The sequence below is a fragment of the Microbulbifer magnicolonia genome (assembly GCF_035117725.1).
GTDB classification, from domain to species: Bacteria; Pseudomonadota; Gammaproteobacteria; order Pseudomonadales; family Cellvibrionaceae; genus Microbulbifer; species Microbulbifer magnicolonia.
In genome coordinates, this window is the sequence record NZ_JAYEFD010000002.1 from 546,008 (window position 1) to 567,316 (window position 21,309).

General features: G+C 64.9%; 20 protein-coding genes. 3 read left to right on the top strand and 17 right to left on the bottom strand.

From position 1 onward, the window contains the following. The first annotated feature begins 456 nt into the window (after positions 1 to 456). Positions 457 to 1,179 carry a 4'-phosphopantetheinyl transferase family protein gene (locus RRF64_RS11595; RefSeq protein ID WP_323846045.1) on the top strand — a complete coding sequence of 241 codons (723 nt, stop codon included), beginning with the start codon at positions 457 to 459 and terminating at the stop codon, positions 1,177 to 1,179. Between the two features lie 11 nt (positions 1,180 to 1,190). Here the strand turns inward: RRF64_RS11595 and RRF64_RS11600 are convergent, their stop codons facing one another. The 10 genes from RRF64_RS11600 to RRF64_RS11645 form a co-directional block, all read right to left on the bottom strand. Then, a complete protein-coding gene (locus RRF64_RS11600; RefSeq protein ID WP_323846046.1) occupies positions 1,191 to 2,813 on the bottom strand; it encodes a M28 family metallopeptidase in 1,623 nt (540 codons plus the stop codon). A gap of 55 nt (positions 2,814 to 2,868) precedes the next feature. Beyond that, positions 2,869 to 4,215, bottom strand: a complete 1,347-nt coding sequence (locus tag RRF64_RS11605; protein ID WP_323846047.1) for an SLC13 family permease — start codon at positions 4,213 to 4,215, stop codon at positions 2,869 to 2,871. A 79-nt stretch (positions 4,216 to 4,294) separates the two neighbouring features. Continuing rightward, the gene (locus RRF64_RS11610; RefSeq protein WP_323846048.1) at positions 4,295 to 5,038 is read right to left on the bottom strand and encodes a hypothetical protein; all 744 of its coding nucleotides are present in this window, start codon (positions 5,036 to 5,038) and stop codon (positions 4,295 to 4,297) included. A gap of 27 nt (positions 5,039 to 5,065) precedes the next feature. Continuing rightward, positions 5,066 to 5,458 (bottom strand): ACT domain-containing protein, encoded by a 393-nt coding sequence (locus RRF64_RS11615; protein WP_323846049.1) that lies wholly within the window; start codon positions 5,456 to 5,458, stop codon positions 5,066 to 5,068. Positions 5,459 to 5,503: 45 nt separating this feature from the next. Next, complete coding sequence (locus RRF64_RS11620) at positions 5,504 to 6,214, bottom strand: hypothetical protein (protein WP_323846050.1); 711 nt, start codon at positions 6,212 to 6,214, stop codon at positions 5,504 to 5,506. 103 nt (positions 6,215 to 6,317) lie between these two features. After that, positions 6,318 to 6,803, bottom strand: a complete 486-nt coding sequence (locus tag RRF64_RS11625; RefSeq protein WP_323846051.1) for a hypothetical protein — start codon at positions 6,801 to 6,803, stop codon at positions 6,318 to 6,320. A 244-nt stretch (positions 6,804 to 7,047) separates the two neighbouring features. Then, a complete protein-coding gene (locus RRF64_RS11630; RefSeq protein WP_323846052.1) occupies positions 7,048 to 7,512 on the bottom strand; it encodes an ecotin family protein in 465 nt (154 codons plus the stop codon). A 47-nt stretch (positions 7,513 to 7,559) separates the two neighbouring features. After that, the gene (locus tag RRF64_RS11635) at positions 7,560 to 8,756 is read right to left on the bottom strand and encodes a hypothetical protein (protein ID WP_323846053.1); all 1,197 of its coding nucleotides are present in this window, start codon (positions 8,754 to 8,756) and stop codon (positions 7,560 to 7,562) included. 259 nt (positions 8,757 to 9,015) lie between these two features. After that, positions 9,016 to 9,714 carry a thiol:disulfide interchange protein DsbA/DsbL gene (locus tag RRF64_RS11640; protein ID WP_323846054.1) on the bottom strand — a complete coding sequence of 233 codons (699 nt, stop codon included), beginning with the start codon at positions 9,712 to 9,714 and terminating at the stop codon, positions 9,016 to 9,018. A gap of 289 nt (positions 9,715 to 10,003) precedes the next feature. Continuing rightward, positions 10,004 to 10,663, bottom strand: a complete 660-nt coding sequence (locus RRF64_RS11645) for a c-type cytochrome (protein ID WP_323846055.1) — start codon at positions 10,661 to 10,663, stop codon at positions 10,004 to 10,006. Between the two features lie 143 nt (positions 10,664 to 10,806). Here RRF64_RS11645 and yihA point away from each other — a divergent pair, with 143 nt between their 5' ends. Continuing rightward, positions 10,807 to 11,445, top strand: a complete 639-nt coding sequence (gene yihA / locus RRF64_RS11650) for a ribosome biogenesis GTP-binding protein YihA/YsxC (protein ID WP_323846056.1) — start codon at positions 10,807 to 10,809, stop codon at positions 11,443 to 11,445. 138 nt (positions 11,446 to 11,583) lie between these two features. Here the strand turns inward: yihA and RRF64_RS11655 are convergent, their stop codons facing one another. The 6 genes from RRF64_RS11655 to RRF64_RS11680 all read right to left on the bottom strand — a co-directional run bounded on the left by RRF64_RS11655 (position 11,584) and on the right by RRF64_RS11680 (position 16,890). Beyond that, the gene (locus RRF64_RS11655) at positions 11,584 to 11,772 is read right to left on the bottom strand and encodes a hypothetical protein (protein ID WP_323846057.1); all 189 of its coding nucleotides are present in this window, start codon (positions 11,770 to 11,772) and stop codon (positions 11,584 to 11,586) included. A gap of 15 nt (positions 11,773 to 11,787) precedes the next feature. After that, positions 11,788 to 12,231, bottom strand: a complete 444-nt coding sequence (locus RRF64_RS11660) for a hypothetical protein (protein WP_323846058.1) — start codon at positions 12,229 to 12,231, stop codon at positions 11,788 to 11,790. 562 nt (positions 12,232 to 12,793) lie between these two features. Then, a complete protein-coding gene (locus tag RRF64_RS11665; protein WP_323846695.1) occupies positions 12,794 to 14,611 on the bottom strand; it encodes an adenosylcobalamin-dependent ribonucleoside-diphosphate reductase in 1,818 nt (605 codons plus the stop codon). Between the two features lie 16 nt (positions 14,612 to 14,627). After that, complete coding sequence (locus RRF64_RS11670) at positions 14,628 to 15,596, bottom strand: ribose-phosphate diphosphokinase (protein WP_323846059.1); 969 nt, start codon at positions 15,594 to 15,596, stop codon at positions 14,628 to 14,630. Then, a complete protein-coding gene (locus RRF64_RS11675; RefSeq protein WP_323846060.1) occupies positions 15,593 to 16,237 on the bottom strand; it encodes a dienelactone hydrolase family protein in 645 nt (214 codons plus the stop codon). Before RRF64_RS11675 ends, RRF64_RS11670 begins: the two co-directional genes overlap by 4 nt. Next, a complete protein-coding gene (locus RRF64_RS11680) occupies positions 16,234 to 16,890 on the bottom strand; it encodes a phosphoribosyltransferase (RefSeq protein ID WP_323846061.1) in 657 nt (218 codons plus the stop codon). The genes RRF64_RS11675 and RRF64_RS11680 overlap by 4 nt, the downstream gene beginning before the upstream one ends. A 78-nt stretch (positions 16,891 to 16,968) precedes the next feature. Between RRF64_RS11680 and RRF64_RS11685 the strand changes: the two genes are divergently transcribed. Beyond that, positions 16,969 to 18,018 carry a hypothetical protein gene (locus tag RRF64_RS11685; protein ID WP_323846062.1) on the top strand — a complete coding sequence of 350 codons (1,050 nt, stop codon included), beginning with the start codon at positions 16,969 to 16,971 and terminating at the stop codon, positions 18,016 to 18,018. 277 nt (positions 18,019 to 18,295) lie between these two features. Here the strand turns inward: RRF64_RS11685 and polA are convergent, their stop codons facing one another. Further along, positions 18,296 to 21,034, bottom strand: coding sequence for a DNA polymerase I (polA, locus tag RRF64_RS11690; RefSeq protein WP_323846063.1), 2,739 nt, complete (start codon positions 21,032 to 21,034; stop codon positions 18,296 to 18,298). Positions 21,035 to 21,309 lie beyond the last annotated feature (275 nt).

Here is a 21,309-nt window from a genome sequence, read left to right on the forward strand (position 1 = left end):
CAGTCGGAATGGTCACCCAGGCCGGGCGCCCAAGCCCGCCAGGCAGAGACAGAAAAATCAATAGACACCGATGATTATGGGACCCGGCCCCATACCCCCAAGAAGAAAAAGTTGTACCCGCGAATGGCCACCCATGGCTCTGGTTAAAGTCGGCCACTTTGGGCTTCCAGCCACCCGGCAATAGGACCGGTGATGGTACACAAACTGATCAATTTTCGCCAGTTGCGAAGCAGACCGCACATTCTGAGGTGGATGCCCTTCTCATCTTGCCCCGCGCCGCTCTTTTTTGCCTGCAGCGGCTTCCGTATCATGCGGGACGCCTTCTGCAAACATGGAAGGTCACCGCAAGATTTCCTGAAACCTGCGAAATGAAAGCCATTCTGCTAACAGTGGTCACGCTGAAGCAGTAACCCAAATTAGTGCCCTCCTAAATCGATTGGGCAAAGAGTTTTCAACTTGTTACGACTGGTCTGCACCTCTTTCGATACCTGGCACGACGGCTGGCGCGATCAATCGATGGCCTGGCTTTCCGCCGACGAGCGCGGACGCCTGACACGTATACGCGCCCCCCGAAGGGCCGACCAGTTCCTTGCCGGCCGACTGTTAGTGCGGCAGCTGATCGCCGAGTATTGCGGTCGCGCGCCGGTCGAAATACATCTCCCCGCCACCGCACCCAAGGTCGCCACAGATATTAGCGGCGCCCTTCTGTGCCACCTCTCTATCAGCCATACCGACGTTTACCTGGCTGTCGCCTTGGACAGCGACCCAGTGGGTGTCGATTGCGAGCAGCTGAAGGAGCGCTGTAACTGGCGCGCGATAGCGGAGCAGTATTTTGCCCCCTTCGAAATGGCCTGCTTGCGGACAATGGCTCCGGCGAAAGCCGCCTGCGAGTTTATGCGGATATGGACGGCCAAGGAGGCGCTGTCGAAATGTGCCGGCGCGGATCTCGCGCGGCTTCTCAAGGGCGCCCCGGTGGCGTGCGGCGAGACACACTGGCCGCGGGAGTTTGCGCGCTACCGCTGCTGGAGCGGCGATCTGCCGGACGGGTTGCATGTCAGCCTGGTGCGCGAGGTCGCGCCGGAAATGGCTCCGGCGCAACTGCAGGGGGAGTTCCGGACCCAGCCCGTCGGTGTGGCGACGGTCAGATTCGAACTGCAAGCGCTAAATCCGAGAGACTGACCGGCTGCGCTTTACTTCTTACCGAACAGCTCGCCGAAGAAATCACCCTTGTACCAGTAGGGCTTGCGGTCCGCATCCGCCACTTCCCGCGCAATCGCGTAGTTCACTTCGGTGAACTGCTTCGCCGCCGGATAGCTGATCTGCTCGTCGGCCACGTCGGTGGGGCGGTGGTAGCGCTCCTGCAGGAACTGGATCTGCATCGCCGTGCCGTCGATGTTCGGGTCGAGCGCTTCGCGGCCGGTGATCAGGTATATCGCCGGGACCCCCTGGCGCACGAAGTTGTAGTGATCGCTGCGCACGAAGATCACCTGCTCCGGCATCGGGTCCGGGCTCAGCGTCAGGCCGGTGCGCTGCGCGGCGCGCTCGGCGGTCTTGCCCAGGGACGAGTGCTCCGCGCCGAAGGCGATGATATCCCGGAAGGGGTACAGCAGCATCGGCATGTCCAGGTTGATATTCGCCACGATCGACTGCGGCGGCACCGGTGGGTGCTGGGCGAAGTAGTCGGAGCCGAGCAGCCCCTCCTCCTCGGCCGTCACCGCCACAAACAACAGCGAGCGGCGCGGTGCCTGCCCGGACTGCACAAACAGGCGCGCGGTTTCCAGCATTACCGCGATGCCGGCGGCGTTGTCCTGGGCGCCGTTGTTTATGCGCCCATCCTCGTCCACACCGATGTGATCCAGGTGCGCCGAGAACACCACATATTCGTCTTTCAGCTGCGGGTCGCTGCCGGGCAGCATCGCCACCACATTGGGGCTGAGAATTTTTTCGTGCGCGGCGCCACTGGTCAGCGCGGCGCGGTAGGGCAGCGGGAAGCCGCGCGGCGCCAGGCCGTTGTCGATCTCGGTGAAAATGGTCTCCAGGCTGCGTTCGGCGCCCATAAACAGCTGGCGCGAAGCCGGTATGTCGAGCATCAGGCCAGGGTGCAGTCCGGGCAGGGCATTGCCGGGGACATCGTCGCTGTCGATCCAGTCGAAACTGTCATCACCGCTGTGTTTTGCCCGGTTCTTGAAGGCGCGCACCTTTTCCTGTGCCGGGGTGTTCAGCGTGATGTAGCCAACGGCGCCGTGGCGCGCGGCGGCCTCGCGCTTGGTGCGGCTGGAGGCGTAGTGGGCGCCCACTTCATTGGGCATGTTTTTCGGCCGCCCGGCGAGCATCACCGCGATCTTGCCCTGCACATCCTGGCCGGCGTAGTCGTCGATGCCGTACTCCGGCGCCTCGATGCCGTAGCCGACGAAAACCAGGTTGGCGGTGGTGGCGGTGTCCTCGCTGACGGCGGGCGGCGCGGCGATAAAGTCCTCGCCGAAGCGGAAGGTGATGTCGCCATCGCGCCCCTGCAACACCAGCGTCGGCTGGCGGCCGCCCCAGCTGGCGCGGCGGAAGGGCACCTGCTGCAGGTAGCCCTGGCTGCCGGCGGGCTGCAGGCCCATCTGCTCGAACTGCGCCGCCACATAGTCGGCGGCCTGGCGGTAGCCGGCGCTGCCGGTTTCGCGCCCGGCCAGTGCGTCGGCGGCCAGGTAATCGAGATCGCGGCGGATATTGTCGCTGTTGGCACTGGGAATCGGCGCCACATTGGTGGTGGTACAGGCCACCAGCGCGCCCACGAACAGGGCGCCGAGCAGGATTTTTGTTCTCATCGGCAGAAATCTTTTTTTTCGGGATATTGCAGGGGAAGCGGCCTTGCGGCCGCTTCTAGGCCAGCAAGCTTACCATGATCCACAGCAGCGGAATGGCGGCCAGATTGAGTATCAGCCCGGCCCGCAGCATCTGCCCCTGGCGGATCAGGCCGGTGCCGTAGGCCAGCGCATTGGGGGGCGTGGCCACCGGTAACATGAATGCACAGGTGGCGGCGATACCGACGCCGAACACCAGCGGATAGGCGATGGCCGGATTGAACTCCTGCGCCAGGGCGTAGATCACCGGCACCAGGATCGCGGCGCTGCCGGTATTGGACGCCAGCTCGGTGAGGAAAATCATCAGCGCGATGCAGGCCATGATCAGCAGCCAGCCGGGCGCCTGCGCCAGGCCGCCCAGCAGCGACTGCGCCAGCCACAGCGAGGTGCCGGTCTGCTGCAGTATCGCCGACAGGCAGAGGCCGCCGCCGAACAGCAGCAGTATGCCCCAGTTGATCTGCCGCTGCAGATCCGGCCAGGAGATCAGGCCGAACAGCGGCGCCGCGGCGGTGATGGCGAGGCCCACCACCGCATCGAAATTCCTGCCCAGGTCCAGGTGGCGCGCGATCAGGGAGGAGAAGCTCCAGCAGAGTACCGCGGTCACAAACAGCGCGACCGCCCCCACCGCGCCCGCCGTCCAGCTTTGTGTCTGCACCTCGACCCGCTTGATTTCCGCCCCTTCCCCGCCCGGCCGCAGCACCAGCCACAGGACGGCCAGCACCAGCGGAAACAGGGTCAGGGTCACCGGCAGGCCGACCTGCAGCCAGGACATGAAATCCAGATCCAGGGTGCGCGCGGCGATGGCATTGGGCGGGCTGCCGACCACGGTGGCGAGACCGCCGATGTTGGCCGCATAGGCGGTGCCGAGCACGATGAAGGCGCGGGTGCGCGGGTGCGCGTCGTCCACCAGCGACAGGGCTATCGGCAGCATCATGGCGGTGGTCGCGGTGTTGCTCATCCACATGGACAGAAAGGAAACCGTGGCCAGAAAGCCGATCAGGGTCGGCCAAAGGCGCCCGCGCCCGAACTTCAGCACCCGCGCCGCCAGCAACCGGTCTATGCCGTGGTTGTGCAACACCGCGGCGAGGGTGAAGCCGCCCATGAACAGGAAAATGATCGTGCTGGAAAAAGGTGCCAGCGCGTCTGCCGCCGGCATCAGATTGCTGAAATAGGCCGCGGCGGGCACCAGCAGCGCGGTCACCGGCAGCGGAATGATTTCACTCATCCAGAGCCCGGCGGCGGCCACCAGGATGAACAGTCCGAGCCGCTCGGGCCCCTCCCCGACCAGCGCAGCGGCGAGCAGATGCGCCAGCAGAATCCAGGCGGCGATAATGACGAGTTTGATCGGCAGGCGGAGTTCTTGCACCGGTGGGCTCCGAGTCTCGGTTATTTTTTGTCGGGCAAAGATACCAGACAACCGGTCCTGCCGAAGTAGCCCGAAGGTGTCAGGCGGCGCGGTCGATGTCCGGATAGACCCTGGTGACGGCCGCGGCGATTTTTTCGTAGGCGTTGTCCGGGCAGAAGTCGCCGTGGGCGCCCATGAAGTGCAGGAACCGCAGCTGCAGCAGGCGCTGGAAGTCGTCCTCCAGCCAGTGCAGCGGGTCGCAATCGGGCGGTGTCGCGCGCGCACGCCAGGTCGGCGCCACCTGCATGCCGCGGCGGAAACCGGCGAAGCGCAGCAGGTTCCTGCCAAACCAGTTGCAGCCGTGCCAGGTCTGCCAGTATTGCAGCGCATCGCAACTCAGCAGCAATCCCCCATTGTAGGGCACCCACAACACCGCCTCTGGAACGGCGCTGCGCGAGAACTCGACAAAGCGGCCGCCGGGTACGGGGCATTCGCCCCCCTCCAGCAGCAGCTGGTCCGCGGGCGGCGGATAAAAGTCGGAATTGGCCTGTCGCCAGAAGGTGAGGTTGAAGTGGTCGCGGTAATAGAGATCGTCGCAACCGTGGTAGTAGCCCAGCCGCACCGCGTGGCGCACGCGGCCCAGGTCCTGCAGTTTTTCCTCCTGCTGCGGCCGCAGGCGCACCGGGTTGACCAGGATCAGATCATCGCCGGCGCGCACTATGCTCATATTGCGATTGACGGTGATGGCGGGGGCCATCCTGGCAGTTCCGGGCACGTAAAAGAAATCGGGCAGCAGCCGGCGGATTTCACCGTGGGGTTGAGGCGGGGGGTATTCGATCCGCATGGCGGTACCGCGCTGCCCAGTAATGCTTCAACTGTATTGTGCCCGGTTGCAGATCCCTCGCAAAAGCTGCAGAGCCTGCTGAGCTTGATCCTGTGGCACAAAGACGTGGTCGTGGTTCAGCGCCGCGACCACATTGGCGCTGATGCCGGCGCTGGCGAGTTCCGTCACGATCGCGGCGGTGAGGCCGACGGCATCCAGACTGGAAAATACCTGCAGGGTGATCTGGCGGAAGCCGCCGCTCGTCTCTAGGCCGCAGCGCTCGGCCAGCGACAGTGGCAGTATCGCGCTCAGCCCTTCGCATTCGCGAAAAATACACAGGCAGTCGCCGAGCAGGTCGCTGAGCTGGGAGTCCTCTATCCGGCAGAAAACGTACACCTCGTCCTGCATGTGTGGATCCAGATTCCGCAGCAGTTTTTCCAAGCATACTTCCGTTTTTTTCATAGCGTGTTAGCACACCACCATTGCTCATTTGTTTTTTGTTTTGCGCGCGCTGCGGCCGGCACTGCCGTCGGAAAACTCGATAAACTCCTCACCTTCGAACTCCGGCTCACCCTCTGCCGGCGCGGTGTCCACGTCGATACTCGGCTGGGCTTCGCGCTCCCAGCGATCCAGAGCCAGGTCGATATCCTTTTCCAGACTCAGGCTCGGAAAATCCGGACAGGGTGCGCCTTTTTCCGGGTCGTGCCAGGCGGACAGCGGGGCCACGAATACTACCAGGGATTTGTGCAGACGGTTCTCGCCGATGCTGGCCTCGGTCCAGGTGGTCTGCCAGGCGAATTTCCCCCGCACCGCATAGTCACTCTCGTAGGATTTGAGGGTGAGGAAATAGGGATAGACCTTGCCGCCGCGACAGACAATGCGGCGCTCGGTCTTGATATTCGCCATCTGCGTAAACGGGTCGAAATACCAGTGAATGTCGTAGCCGTAGACAAAGCGCATCTCGCCATTCTGTTCGAGGAATGCATAGGAACGGCCGCTGCCGTCGCCCTTCAGGCTCCAGACATGGCGCGCTTCGCCATCGCGGGAAATCAGCCAGGACCCCACCCACTGGTCCGCTTCAAATCGGGATTCCGCCTCCCAGCCGACCGTCTCGTCCTCCTGTTCGGAGGCGACGGCCCAGGCTGCAAAGCCTATACACAAGAATGTCAGTGTGAGAATAAAGCGTCGCTGTATCACAGCTTTTCTCCAGTTTCGCTTTACTCTTCCCTGAAATTGATCTCCCTCTGATGTCGAAACTCGCCTGGCACTTTGTTGCCGCAGCAAATTTGATGGACCTGCTTCAACTCGCCAGATCCGGACAGGCGCTGCCGGCCCGCGGCGTGCTCCAGCTGCTCAGGCGGCGCTGAAAACTCAACACGCCGCCGCCATCCTGCAACCAGTGACGACCGTCCACTATCGAAAATTTTAAGGTGACCGGACTCCAACCGGTAAAGGCCACCGCCACCACACCACTGTTGCAACGCAGCGAGGCGCCGGTGCGCACACTGACCCGATCGCCTTCGAGTTTCCAGTTGATGGCGAAGCCGTGGGACAGGCGACCACCGGCGTGGAATCCATACGCAAATCCCGTGCCGTCGGCGTGCAGTTGCCACACCAGTTGATCGTCGCCTTCGCTGACGACCAGCCAGTTACCGGCCCACTGGCGCTGGGCGGATTCCGCCGCCGCGACCAGCGGCAGCAGCAGGAACAGCAGCAGGATCAGGGCATAGGCCTGGAGAAGAGAAACCAATACGCGGGAGGACGAGGGGTGACGCAAAAACTTCATGCGCTACTCTGCCGTTGCTGACCGGAAGTGGAGACTTCGGGTCTGGGTTACTGCGACTGGCGGCGGTAGTCGCCGCCGATTTTCCTGTCCGGAGCGCGCAGACATCGTCGCCGCACCCGGCATGAAAAATCGCTTAGGCGCTATTTTTCACGTCCCTTGCCAATAAAGGCTAGACGCCAAATCCCACAATGGCAGCAGAAGCCTCAAAAATATTTATTCGCGCGCCAAATTGCGCACAGCTGTGTCATTCGCTGCGGGCATCGGAAAGGTTCTTGTCGGCACGCCAGACGCGGTATTTCAGTTGCACACCGTCCGGGACATAGACCACCAGCGGCAGGCGGCTGTTATAGGGCAGCAGCAGATCGTCGCCGCGCACGCGCACGAAGCGCCGGCGCTCGGATCCCGGCGGACAGGCCTTGAGGGTGGTGGGACCGGGGGTCAGTTCGGACAGCACGAAGTAGGGGTAGCCCCAGCCATCCAGCGTTGCGCGCTTGAGCGGCGCCGTATAGCTTCGCAGGTTGCAGTCGACGAGTTCGGTCTTGCCGGGGACGAGTTCCACCATAAAGCGGCTCTCATCCACCGCCTTCGGCAACTGGATCACCTGGCGCAGCTTGCCGTCCACCGTGTGCGGGAAGGCATCCAGGTCGGCGGCCGCCGCCAGCGCGGCGACCCAGTACAGGGCGGCAAATAATGTACAGCGCAGTGCCACGGCGACCTCCTTACTTCCGGATCGTCCAGTTGGCGCGAAAATCTTTCCTATAGTCTAGACAATTTTCGGCGCCGCAAGCCGAACCAGAGCAGCAGTCCCAGTGCCACCGCAGCCGCGAACAGCAGTGCCGCCCAGAGGGTGTAGCGCTCGTTGCGCGCCGGGGGTTCCAGGCGCGCGCGGGCCTGGGTGAGCGCGGCCCGCAGGCGCTGGAAGGCGGCGATCACCTCCGCGTTGGGCGCGCCGCCGAGAATGGCGGTGCGCAGCGCCTGCCAGTGCTCCGCCAACTGGGTCGCCAGCGGCGCATCGCGCTCGGCGAGCTGCTCGCGCAGCGGCGCGTATCCCTGGCGATAGCCGAGCATCAGTTTGTGATAGGCGCCGGCGTTGTCGCCGGCCCGGTAGGCGGTTTCCGCCAGCTGCAGCAGCCCATCGGCGCGGGCAAGCGGGTGCTCCAGCGCGCGCACCCGCTCCGGGTGGCCGCGCCACCACATCAGCGCCTGCGCCGCTTCGGCGGGCAGTTCCACCGGTCGCGCAGTGGCCATGCCCGGCAGCCCGATCAGCGCCGGATAGCGCCTGGCCAGTTCCGGCGCCGGCGGCGGTGCGCCGGCCACGGCGAAATTGGCCACGGTCACCGCCAGTGCCCAGCGCTGGCGGCTGCTGAGGTCGCCGTCGATGCGCGGGCCGTGTACCGAATCCACAGTCGGGTCGAGGATGTTATAGAGGTCGTAGAGGCTGAAACTGGCCATGCGTTGCGGGTCGCGCAGGCCGGGAGCACTGCCGCGCCCCCCGCCGCCGGCGCCGTGACAGTTGGCGCAGCGCTCATCGTACAGGGACTCAGCGAAGCCGGCCGAGGGCAGCATTTCCGCCGGCGAGCGCTGCAGCTGGTAGAGCGCGGCGAGCCGGTCGGCGGCGGCATTGGCGCGGCGGCGCACCAGCTCGCCGTCGCGCTTTTCGGCGATGGCGACATCCAGCTCCAGCACACTGTTTTCCAGCGCGGCGCGCCCGGGCTTGTCCGGCAGCTGGCGCACCAGCTGCAGTGCCCGCGCCAGGTAGCGGCGCTGCTGCTGATAGAGGGTGTTGTCCTGAATTTCGCCGTTTTTCACCGAATCGCCGTAATCCACGGCGATATAGGACAGCAGATTGCTGGCCTCGGCCGCGAGCGGCTCCCGCTCCAGGACCTCCTGGGCCGCCGCTGCCGCGGACAGCCACAGCAGGCAGAGACAGAGAACTGACCAGTTGTGTCGCATCGGAAATTCTTTTTCTGGGTTCGGCACAAGATTAGCAGCCGCGTTCAGGCGCGGCTGCAGGCCCCGCCACTGCTCGAGTGCCGGCAGTGGCTCTGGGGGAGCCTGCCCTGCAGGCGATCCGGGTCTTCGATCGCCTCCAGGGCAGGCTGCCACAATGCGGCGACTCTGAGTCGCCAGAAGAGCCCCCAGAAAATAAAAACCCCGCTCTGGGCGGGGTTTTCGGTAAGCGGGGACTTATCAACCGCGCTCGGCGCGTTCCTTATCCCCGTTCCGCTCTCTCCTTGGCGATCAGGTAGTCGGCGACCTGCAGCATCATTTCCTGGCCGTTGCTCTTGCCCTTAAAGCCCGGCAGCGAGGTGCTGATGCGGTACTTGCCGGCGACGACCACTTCCGGAGTGCCGGACAGCTGATAGGCGCGCTGATTGGCCATGCCCTGCTTGACCTTGCTGTTGATGGAGAAGGAATTCATCAGCTTGGCCGCCTTGGCTCCGTCAGTGCCGTGCTGGTTGAACAGGGCCTCGATCGCCGTCAGATCCGGATTCCAGTCCCGACCGTCACGCGTGGCGAACATTTTGCGCTGGTTGTTAATGGCGTTGAAGATCGGCGTGTGCATCTTGTCCAGTACGCCCAGGGCGTCAGCGACGTAGAACATGCGCGCGTGCACCTCCATCACCGGCTGCCAGATGGCGGGGATCTTCACCAGCGCCACATCCGCCGGCATGTCTTTCTTCCACTTGTCCAGGGACGGCTCGAAGTGGTAGCAGTGGCCACAGCCGTACCAGAACAGCTCGGTGACCTCGATCTTGCTGCCGTCCTTCTGCGGCACCGCCTGCGGCAGTACCTGGTAGTGCTGACCGGCCTTGAATTCACCGTTGTCCTGGGCGCAGGCGGCCAGGCTGAACAGCATTGCCAATACCATGGCAAATACCTTGGAAACGGGGGCGAGAGCGGCTCTCATAAATCTTCTCCAGCTTTATTCTTGTGGCCCGCAAAGGCCATGGGTACTCAATAGACAGCGCTGATTATTTAAGTTCCCGGCCGCGCGCGCAAGGAACCCGGGCAAAAAATGCACAATTTGGCAGAAATGCGCGGATCGGCTCGCTTTGGGAACCACATTGGGTACAGCAATACGGCGGGGCCGAAAGCGCCGCCAACGCTTGCCGCAGCCGTTCCGAGCCGCCGGACGCCGCCCGAATGCAAAAAAGGCCGATCTGGGATCGGCCTTTTTTGCGAATGAACGGTCGCGATCAGTCCGTCAGGCCCGCGACATAGTTCGCCAGCGCCTTGATCTCGGCATCCGACAGCTGCTTGGCCACGCTGCGCATCGCGCGGGTGTCGCCGTCGTTGGCGCGGGTGCCGGCGCGGAACGCCTTCAGCTGGGTCTCCACATACTGCGCGTGCTGGCCGGAGAGGCGCGGATAACCCGCCGGGGCGTTGCCCTGGCCGGTCGGCGAGTGGCAGCCCATGCACGCGGGCACGCCGGTTGCCGCATTGCCGGCGCGGAACAGGTCGCGGCCCAGCATCAGGCCGTCGACGCTCTCACCGCTGTTCAGCATCACCGAAATGGCCTCGGAACCGGACAACTGCATCGGCTGGGAGGCGAAGAAGGCGGCGATGTCCTGCAGGTCCTGTTCGTTGAAATTGTCCAGCTGGCCGACCATCTGCGGCACCTGGCGCGCGCCGCTCTTGATGTCCATCAGCTGCTTGGCCAGGTATTTTTCCCCCAGGCCCGCCAGGTTCGGGAAGGTGGGCGCCGGGCTGTTGCCATCGGCACCGTGACAGGCGGCGCACTGGGCGGCCTTGGCCTTGCCTGCGGCGGCATCCCCCGCCGCCATCACCAGTGGTGCCGCGCCCAGGCCCAGAGTCAGACCGAGAGCCAGAGCGGTGTTCTTTATAATGCTGTTCATACGTCGTCCCATTGCGCGCTGAAATATGGCATCTTGCGCCGCTCCCCCTTTTTTTAATTCCTATGTAAGGGGCCTGCGACGCACAAACCGCGGCATTATATACTTGCGCGCCAAGCGAGTGTACCGAATCGGCAGACTTAACCATGTCAGACAAACAATCCGAATCCCATCCGGAAAAACTCAACTACCGCGCGGTGCAGTTCCTCACCAGCGCACCGACCCTGGCGGAGTGCCCGGAAGACAGCGGTGCCGAGGTGGCCTTTGCCGGCCGCTCCAACGCCGGCAAGTCCAGCGCGATCAATGCGCTCACCGACAACAACAAGCTGGCGCGCACCTCCAAGACGCCGGGCCGCACCCAGCTGATCAACTTCTTTGGCGTCGCCGACGACCGGCGCCTGGTGGACCTGCCCGGCTACGGCTACGCCAAGGTGGCGCGTTCGATGAAGGACGAGTGGCAGCGCCACCTGGCCTTCTACCTGGAGCAGCGCAAGTGCCTGCGCGGGCTGGTGCTGCTGATGGATATCCGCCAGCCGCTGAAGGAATTCGACCTGCATATGCTGACCTGGGCGGTAGAGTCCGGTCTGCCGGCCCACATACTGCTGACCAAGGCCGATAAGCTGAAGAACGGCCCCGCCAACAACACCCGCTTCGCGGTGGAGAAGGCACTGAAGGAACAGGGGCTGGATACCGGCGTGAGCGTGCAGATCTTCTCCTCGACCAAGAAGACCGGCCTCGACAAGCTGGAGCGCAAGTTGAACGAGTGGCTGGCGCTGGGGGAATAACCGGCTGTGTCCGGTTCGAGCCGGACACCGATCGCGGCCATGGGCGGATGGCCGCCCCGCCGCTCCTACAGCTACTGTTGTCATTCCGGCGCCGGCCGGTATGACCACCGAACTGCAGCCCGGCTCTGAACAGAGGATCTACAGGGATTGCTGCCCGCCGGGGTCGCACAGCAGCGACCGCAACAGCGCGCGCCGCAGCTGCCGGCGCGCCCGCGGTGTCAGGCCGCGCAGATCCTCCGCGCGCAGGCGCCGCTGCGCCAGCAGCAGGACCAGTGTCTCCTCGCGAATCCTGATTTCAAGAAATTGCGCGAAGCGAGCGGCGTCCATGCTGCAACTTCCACATCAGTGCAGGCTGGTGCCGCCGGCCCGGCCCACGAGCCTGAGCTGCGGAGCCGGCGCGAAATCGCCCAGATAGAGGGCGCGGATGCAATCGGCCGTGATCTGGTAGTTCTGCCGGTCGTTCAGCTCCCGCGCCAGCCGCGAGCTGGCGCCCACCAGTATGTAATTGCACTGGTTTTCCTCACCGCGCCGACGGTAGGCGTCCATCAACTGGCGGGCGCTATCGCAGAAACGCATCGACGCGATCGAGTAACCGGGCCAGCGGGCGTCGAGCAGGAAATTGGCCAGCTCGAAGGCACACCCGAGGTAGGGGATAGCCTCTGCGTAGTTGGCTTCTTCACACAAACTGGCACCGCATTCCGACCAATCCAGCCATGCCTGTTCGGCGCGAAGGGTGTCGGACATCAGCCACTGGCGGTGATTGGCACAGAGAAAACGTAGATTCACGACGAACTCCTTTTTCAAACTCCAAATATGCTAATGCGAACCATTATCATTTGCAATGCGATGGAGTCGAATTGCGCGGCAGAGTTCATCTGCGGTCAGAAGGAACATCGAATCGGACATAAAAAAAGCCGGCAGATGGGGACTGCCGGCCAGGGGTCAGTGCCCTTGGGGAGGGGCACTTGCCAGACGCACCCAGGGGGACAGGTACGCCTGTGGGTTCACACCCAAAAACCTTTCACTTTCACCCAATTAAACATTAGGTTCGTCGCGCCGCTTTCCCCAATCAATCTGTGACCGCGGGCAACGTAGACGGCGCGATTATCGGACTTTTATACGGCAACGCCGCAAAAGCGGATTGCAATGGAGCCGATATTGACCGCCCGCCGACAAAAAAAAGCCCCGATGTTGGGGGGAATCGGGGCCGGGGAAGCTGATTGTGTCGGGGGTCTGAGGAGCAACAATGATTTGTATGTTTAGAGGGGCTCCGATAGCGGTGGTTCCGCGGACTTGAGTAAAGAAGCGTTAACGGAAGACGCTCGCGGCAATATCTTCGGCCGCGACGCTACTCCCCTTCCCGCTCGATATCGCAGCAGTGACTGGCCGGCTGCTCGCCGCCACTGGTCAGCACCGACTCGGTGACCGGATTCGGGCGGAAGGTGGTGCAGCCCTTCAGCCCCAGTTCGAAGGCCTCGCGGTAGAGTGATTCGAATTTATCGAAGGGGTAGTCCAGCGGAACATTCACCGTCTTCGAAATGGCGTTGTCCACATAGGGCTGCAGCGCCGCCTCCATGCGCAGGTGGGCCTGTGGCGCCAGGCTGCGCGCGGCGACAAACGGCGCCGGCAGGGCGGCGGAATTGCCGCCACTGTCACACCACAGCCGGTAGGCGGGATCGACAATCTCGAACTCGCGGTAGCCGCCGTCGGCGGTCAGCACCCGGCGCCGGTGGCGAAAATCGAACACCGGTTCCACGCCGCTGGAGACACAGTTGGCCAGCAGGCTGATGGTGCCGGTCGGCGCAATCGCGACCAGGTGGCTGTTGCGGATGCCGCCCGCGCCGATGCGGCGGCGCAGCTCGTCCGGCAGTGCGCGGATATCCGCGCCGGCCAGGTATTCATCGCGCCGGAAAAAGGGGAAGGCGCCCTTCTCCTCCGCCAGCGCTATCGAGGTGCGGTAGGCGCTGTCGCGCAGGCTGCGCATGACCCGCGCGGCCAGGCCCCGCGCGTCATCGCTGTCGTAGTGGAGTCCCAGCGCAATCAGCGCGTCGGCGAGGCCGGTGATGCCGAGGCCGACGCGGCGGCTGCCGCGGGCCTGCTGCTCCTGGGCCGGCAGCGGATAGCGCGAAAGGTCGATCACATTGTCCAGCATGCGCACCCCCAGCGCCGCACTGTCGCCGATGCCGTCCCAGTCCAGCCGCGCGCGGTCGCTGAAGGGCTCCAACACGAACTGGAGCAGATTGACCGAGCCCAGGTTGCAGGCGCCGTAGGGCGGCAGTGGTATCTCGCCGCAGGGGTTGGTGGCACTGATCTGCTCGCGGTAGTAGAGGTTGTTGTGGCGGTTGATCTGGTCGACGAACAACACCCCCGGCTCGGCGTAGTCGTAGGTGGCGCGCATGATTTTCTGCCACAGCTCCCGGGCCGGAATGCGCCGCAGCACGCGGCATGGCACGGTTTCGCGCTCACCACTCCAGCGCCGCGCGACCAGCTCGCCGCCCTGCCCCGCCAGCTGCTGCGCCGGGAACACCAGCGGCCAGTCTTCGCCCCTTTCCAGCGCGGCCATAAATTCATCGCTGACCAGCACCGACAGGTTGAAGTGGCGCAGCTCGCGCGGATCCCGCTTGGCATCGACAAAGCGCTCTATATCCGGGTGGTCGCAGCGCAGCGTCGCCATCATGGCGCCGCGGCGGCTGCCGGTGGACAGCAGGGTCGCGCACATGGCGTCCCAGATACGCATAAAGGAGACGGGGCCCGAGGCGATGGTGCCGGTGTGCTGCGCGTGACTGCCGGCCGGGCGCAGCGTAGAGAAGTCGACGCCTATGCCGCCGCCCTGCTGCATGGTCAGCGCGCCCTCCTTGAGGCGCTCGAAGATCGCCTCCATCGAATCCTCGATGGCACCCATCACGAAACAGTTGAACAGCGTGACCCGGTGGGCGGTGCCAGCGCCGGCGAGAATGCGTCCGCCGGGCAGAAAGCGGAAATCGGCCAGGTTGTGGTAGAAGCGCTGCGCCCACAGCTCGTGCTGGCGCGGCTCCACGGCGGCGAGCGCGTTGGCCAGGCGACGCCAGCTGTCCTCCACCGCGACGTCATAAATGCGCTCGGCGTCCCGGTGGCGGTACTTGGTGTCCCAGATAAACTCGGAGATTTCTGTCGCGAAGCGCTGCATAAGGGCCAATTAATCCCTAGACGCTCAGCTGGGCCGCCGGGCCGCTGTCGTGCAGGCGGCGGATGGCCTCGGCCAGCAGCGGCGCGCAGTCGACGATCGTGAGCCGGCCGTCGCCCTGCGCTTGCGGCAGTGAGTTGGTGACCGCCAGTGCCTCCAGCGGCAGGCGCGCGAGATCCGCCAGCGCCGTGCCGCAGAACTGGCCGTGGCTGGCGAGCGCGATGATGCGCGCGGCGCCGCCGCTGTCGATAGCCGCCGCGGCCCGGGCGATGGTGCCGCCGCCGGCGATCAGGTCGTCGATGATCAGCACGCTGGCGCCCCGCACTTCGCCGACTAGCGCGCCGCCGCTGAGCCGGTCGCCGCTGCGGTATTTCTCCACGAAGGCGCGGCCGATATCCCGCTCCAGCCTTGCGCCCAGCGCCGCGCGGAAGGCCTCGGCGCGTTTGACGCCGCCGACGTCCGGCGAGGCCACCACCAATGGCCGGTCGTCGCCCTGCAACCGCGCGGCGGCGAAATCCACGAACAGCGGCTGTGCCGGCAGGTGCAGGGTGCGGCAGCGGAAGGCGTTCTCGAATGCGGCCTGGTTGTGCACATCCAGGGTCACGACCGCGTCGGTGCCGACGGCTTCGAGCAGGCTGGCCAGGTAGCGGCTGGACAGGGGATCGTGCAGCTTGGTGCGGCGATCCTTGCGCGCATAGCAGAGGTAGGGGATGGCCGCGGTGACGCGGGCGGCGCCGGCATCTTTCAATGCCCCGACGAAGAACAGCAACCGCACCAGCTTGTCGTCGACACTGCTGTGCTCGTCGCTGTACAGGGACTGCACCAGGTAGACGTCGGCGCCCTCGACATCGTCCAGCGGGCGGATCTTGTGTTCGCCGTCGACGAAATCCCGCTCCTCGTGTTCGGCCAGTGGCTCGCCGAGGGCGGCGGCGACGCGGCCGGCGAAGTCGGCGCCGGCATCCAGGCTGAACAGCTTCAGGCGGCTCATGACAGGTGCAGCTTGAACCAGTCGATCGCGAGGTGCACCACCTGCTCCAGGGTGCCCGGCTCCTCGAACAGGTGGGTGGCGCCGGGGACTATCTCCAGCTGCGGGCTGTTGACCATCTGTGCCGCCGCCGCTTCATTCAGCTCAATCACCTGGATGTCGTCGCCGCCGACGATCAGCAGGGTCGGTGCCCGTACCAGCGGCAGGTCCGCGCCGGCCAGGTCCGGGCGGCCGCCGCGGGACACCACCGCCTTGACCTGTAGCGGGCGCTCGGCCGCCGCGATCAGCGCCGCGGCGGCGCCGGTGCTGGATCCGAACAGGCCGAAGTTTAGATTGGCGGTCGCCGCCTCGCCGGCGGCCCAGTCCACCGCCGCGGCCAGGCGCCGCGCCAGCAGGTCGATATCGAAGCGGTACTCGCGGGTGATTTCGTCGATCCGGTTCTCCTCCAGGGTGAGCAGATCGAACAGCAGCGTGCCGATGCCGGCGCCGTTCAGCTGTTCGGCGACCATGTTGTTGCGCGGGCTGAAGCGGCTGCTGCCGCTGCCGTGGGCGAAGAACACCAGTGAGCGGGTCTGCGGCGGCAGCGTCAGGAAACCCTCCAGCCGTTCGCCGGCGGCGTCTACGACAACATCGCGGCGGTTCATCGGCCTTCTCCCGCCAGCTCCTCCGCCTCGCGCATCATCGCGATCACCTGGTCGTCGTTGAGCTGGGAAAAATCCTGGTACCAGGCGCCGATGGCCCAGAAGGATTCCGGCGTCATCAGGCACTCGATCCTGTCCACCAGCGGCGCGAAGCGGTGCAGGGACGACGGTGGCGCCACCGGCACTGCCAGCACTATCGAGGCGGGTTTCTGCGCGCGCACCGCGCGCACCGCCACCTCCATGGTGGCGCCGGTGGCGATGCCGTCATCCACCAGGATCACGCAGCGGTCCTGCAGCTTCGGCCAGGGTTTGTCGCCGCGATAGCGTTTCGCGCGCCGCTCCAGTTCGGCCTGCTCCGCGCGCGCCACTTCTTCCAGCGCCTCGTCGGTGATGCCGCAGCCGCGCACCACATCGTCGTTCAGCACCCGCACGCCACTGGCGATGGCGCCCATGGCCAGCTCCTCGTGGCCCGGCACCCCGAGCTTGCGCACCAGCATCAGATCCAGCGGCGCCTTCAGCACCCGCACCAGCTCCAGCCCCAGCGGCACGCCGCCGCGGGGCAAGGCGAGCACGATCACGTCTTGGCGGTCCGCGTAGTCGTCGAGCGATTGCGCGAGCAGGCGACCGGCCTCCACGCGGTTTTCGAAGGGCGTCATCACAACCTGGCCCTCGCAGAAATCAGCGATTGGGTAATAAAACTAGACTAGCAAACAGGCACCACGACAAACCGTGTCATGACCGACCCAGCCGTCAAAACTCCGGGCCTGGACGACAAGACCCACTTCCTGCTCTCGCCGGCGAGTTATGCGGAGGGCACGGCATCGGTGCGCCTGGTGGAAACCCATATGGCGCGGGTGTTTCTGACCGACCATTTCGCCTACAAGATGAAGAAACCGGTGCGCTCCAGCTACCTGGATTTCAGCAGCCTCGACAAGCGCTATGCGGTCTGCCGCGAGGAGCTGCGCCTGAACCGGCGCCTGACCGACGGCGTCTATCTGGATCTGGTGGCGCTGCGGGTGGACGCCCGCGGCGGGCTGACGCTCGGCGCGGCCCCCGAACAAGGCGGCGTGCCGGTGGAGTGGCTGGTGAAGATGCGCCGTCTGCGCGAGGACGCCAGCCTGCCGGCACTGATCGACAGCGCCACCCCGCAGAGCCTGGCGCCGCTGCTGCAGCGGCTGTGCGATTTCTATCGCGACGCCGAGGTGATACCGCTGACCGGATCGCATTACCTGGCGCGGCTGCGACAGCAGTGCGAGGACTGGCGCGACCGGCTGCTGGCGCCACAGTTGAAACGGGAGCTGGCGCTCGACGGCGGGGAAGTGCATGCGATTGCCCGCGCGCTGCTGGCGTTCCTCGGGCGCGAGGCCGCACTGTTGGAACAGCGAGCGGCGACGGGCAGGATCGTCGAGGGGCACGGCGACCTGCGCCCGGAGCACTGCTTCCTGACCCAGCCGCCGCAGGTGATCGACTGCCTCGAGTTCAACCGGACCCTGCGCTGTGTGGATCCGGTGGACGAACTCAGCTACCTGGCGCTCGAATGCGAACTGCTGGGAAGGAGAGATCTCGGCGAGGCGGCGCTGGAGAGCTATTACCGCTGTGGCGACGACCGGCCGCCGCCGGCCCTGGCGCGCTTCTACCGCGCCAACCGCGCCCTGCTGCGCGCGCACCTGGCGGCGGCGCATCTGCAGGACGGCGAGGTGGCGGAACCGGACAAATGGAAAAACAAGACGCGGCTATATCTCGCCGCGGCGCGGCGCTACTGCCAGTCGCTTTGCGATCTTTGAAAAACGTAGCGAGCGGGCGGCTGGCACAGCCGTTGTTTCAAGGTTCCAAAAAAAATGCCCCGGACTTGGGGGAGCTCCGGGGCAAACATCTGACTTCCTTGGGGGATGATGACGCATTCCAACGATCTTGCCTGTTTAGAACAACTGCCGCCGGAACGGTTCCGCGCAACCGGTAAAAAAATGTAAATTTCTTGATCCGCGCACACAATTTGTCGCCGGTTTCCTTTTCCAGATCACAGACAGCGCTCTCGCGGAAACCGGCGGCTCTAGTACTTTGCTAGTGCGCCTCATCCCAGTTGGCGCCCTGCCCCAGATCGACGATCAGCGGCACATGCAACTCAGCGGCACCCTGCATCAGCTCGACGATGCCGGCGCTGACCTGTGCCACTTCTTTTTCCGGCACTTCCAGCACCAGTTCATCGTGCACCTGCATGATCAGCTTGCTGGCCAGTTGCTGTTTCGCCAGCCAGGCGTCGACCGCGATCATCGCGCGCTTGATGATATCGGCGGCGGTGCCCTGCATCGGCGCGTTGATCGCGGTGCGCTCGGCGGCCTGGCGCTGCATGGCGTTGCGCGAGTTGATCTCCGGCAGATACAGCCGACGACCGAACAGGGTTTCCACATAACCCTTGTCCGCGGCGTGTTTACGGGTGCTGTCCATATAGGCGAGCACGCCCGGGTAGCGTTCGAAGTAACGGTCGATATAGGTCTGCGCATCGGCGCGCGGAATGCCCAGCTGTTTGGCGAGGCCGAACGCGGACATGCCATAGATCAGGCCGAAATTGATCGCCTTGGCGCGGCGGCGCTGCTCGTCGCTGACGGCCTCCGGCGCCACCTCGAACACCTCGGCGGCGGTGGCGCGGTGGATGTCGGCGCCCTGGGCGAAGGCCTCTACCAGACCCTGGTCGCCGGACAGGTGCGCCATGATGCGCAGCTCGATCTGCGAGTAGTCCGCGGCGATAATCACGCTGCCGCCGTTGATTTTCGGATCGGCGGCGAAGGCCTGGCGGATGCGGCGGCCCTCCTCGCTGCGGATCGGGATGTTCTGCAGGTTCGGATCGCTGGACGACAGGCGCCCGGTGGCGGCCACCGCCTGGTGATAGGAGGTGTGCACACGGCCGGTGGCGGGATCGATCATCAGCGGCAGCTTGTCGGTGTAGGTGTTTTTCAGCTTGGCCAGGCCGCGGTACTGCATGATCAGTGCCGGCAGTTCGTGGGACAGCGCCAGCTCCTGCAGCACCGGCTCGGCGGTGGAAGGCGCCCCCTTGGGGGTCTTCTTGATGACGGGGATCTGCAGCTTGTCGAACAGTATCGCGCCCAGCTGCTTGGTGGAGCCGAGGTTGAACTCCTCGCCGGCGACGGCGAAGGCCTGCTGTTCGACCTCGCGCATCTTCCGCTCCAGCTCGGCGCTCTGCGCCGCCAGCATCTTCGCATCGATATAGGCGCCGTGGCGCTCCATGCGCGCGAGCACCGGCAGCAGCGGCATTTCGATCTCGTCCAGCACCTTTTCCAGCGAGGGTTCTTTCGCCAGGCGGCCGGACAGTTCGCGGTGCAGGCGCAGGGTGATGTCGGCGTCCTCGGCCGCGTAGGGGCCGGCCTTGTCCAGCTCAATCTGGTTGAAGGTCAGCTGTTTGGCGCCCTTGCCGGCGATATCCTCGAAATGCACCGTCTGCTCGCCCAGGTACTTGAGCGCCAGGCTGTCCATATCGTGGCGGCTGGCGGTGCTGTCGAGCACATAGGACTCCAGCATAGTGTCGCGCTCGATACCACGCAGCTGGATGCCGTAGTTGGCGAGAATGTGGCTGTCGTACTTGAGGTTCTGGCCGACCTTCTTTTGCTGCTCGTCCTCCAGCAGCGGCCTGAGCTTGGCCAACACCTCGTCGAACGGCAGCTGCGCCGGCGCGCCCATGTAGTCGTGGGCCAGCGGCACATAGGCGGCCTTGTAGGGCTCGACGGCGAAGGACAGCCCGACCAGTCTCGCCTGCATGTAATTGAGGCTGGTGGTCTCGGTATCGAAGGCGAAGATGCCGGCGGCCTGCAGCTTGTCCAGCCAGGCGTCGAAATCCGCCATCTCCGTGACGATGACATAGTCGCGCTCCACCGCTTCCGCCAGCGCCTCCTCGGCCGGCTCGCCGGACAGCTCCTCCAGCCAGCCGCGAAATTCCAGCTCGCCGAACAGTTCGATCAGCCTGTCCGTGTGCGGCGCGGCGTTGTGCAGGTCCTGCGGGTGGATCGGCATCGCCACGTCGGTCTTGATGGTGGCCAGCAGATAGGACATTTCTGCCGCCGCGCGGTGCTCCTCCATCTTCTTGCCCAGGGTCTTGGATCCGCGGAAGCCCAGCGGCGCTATCGCGTCCAGGTTGGCGTAGATGTCCTCGAGGCCGCCCAGGTTCTGCAGCAGCGCCAGCGCGGTCTTCTCACCGACGCCGGGCACGCCGGGGATGTTGTCGGCCTTGTCGCCCATCAGGGCGAGGAAGTCGATGATCAGCTCCGGGCCTATGCCGAACTTCTCCTTCACGCCGTCACTGTCCATCTCGGTGTTGGACATGGTGTTCACCAGCGTGATGCCCGGGCGCACCAGCTGCGCCATGTCCTTGTCGCCGGTGGAGATGATCACTTCCCGGCCCTGCCTCTGGGCTTCCAGCGCCAGGGTGCCGATCACGTCGTCGGCCTCGACGCCGTCCACCACCAGGCGCGGCAGGCCCATGGCGTCGATGACGTCGTGGATCGGCTGTATCTGCTCGCGCAGGTCGTCGGGCATCGGCGGGCGGTGGGACTTGTAGTCGGCGAACAGTTCGTCGCGGAAGGTCTTGCCCTTGGCGTCGAACACCACTGCGACGGTGCTGTCCGGGTGCTCCTTCAGGTGGCGGCGCAGCATCGCGATCACGCCGCGCACCGCGCCGGTGGGCCTGCCGGTGCTGGTGGTCAGCGGCGGCAGGGCGTGGAAGGCGCGGTACAGGTAGGAGGAGCCGTCCACCAGAATCAGCGGGGCGGCGTCGGTGTTCTGTTTACTCATAAATCTTCGGATCGTTTGTAGGGCTGTTTATTGCGGCAGGCCGGTGTGCGTTGGCCGATAGCATAACGCGCTTCGCGGGCTTTTTCTTCTCGTCGCGGGCGCCCGTTCTCCACCGCGCGGCGGGCGGCTGTCGCGGTGGAGAAATCCACTCGCTTCGGCGCACGGCCGGCGGCAGTCACCGCAGCAGCGACGCGGAGCGCGGGGGCGTAACTAGGCTTCACAGTATCGACATCTGTTGTTCACTAAATCATCTGCAAGCGGTTATCTGCCGGCAA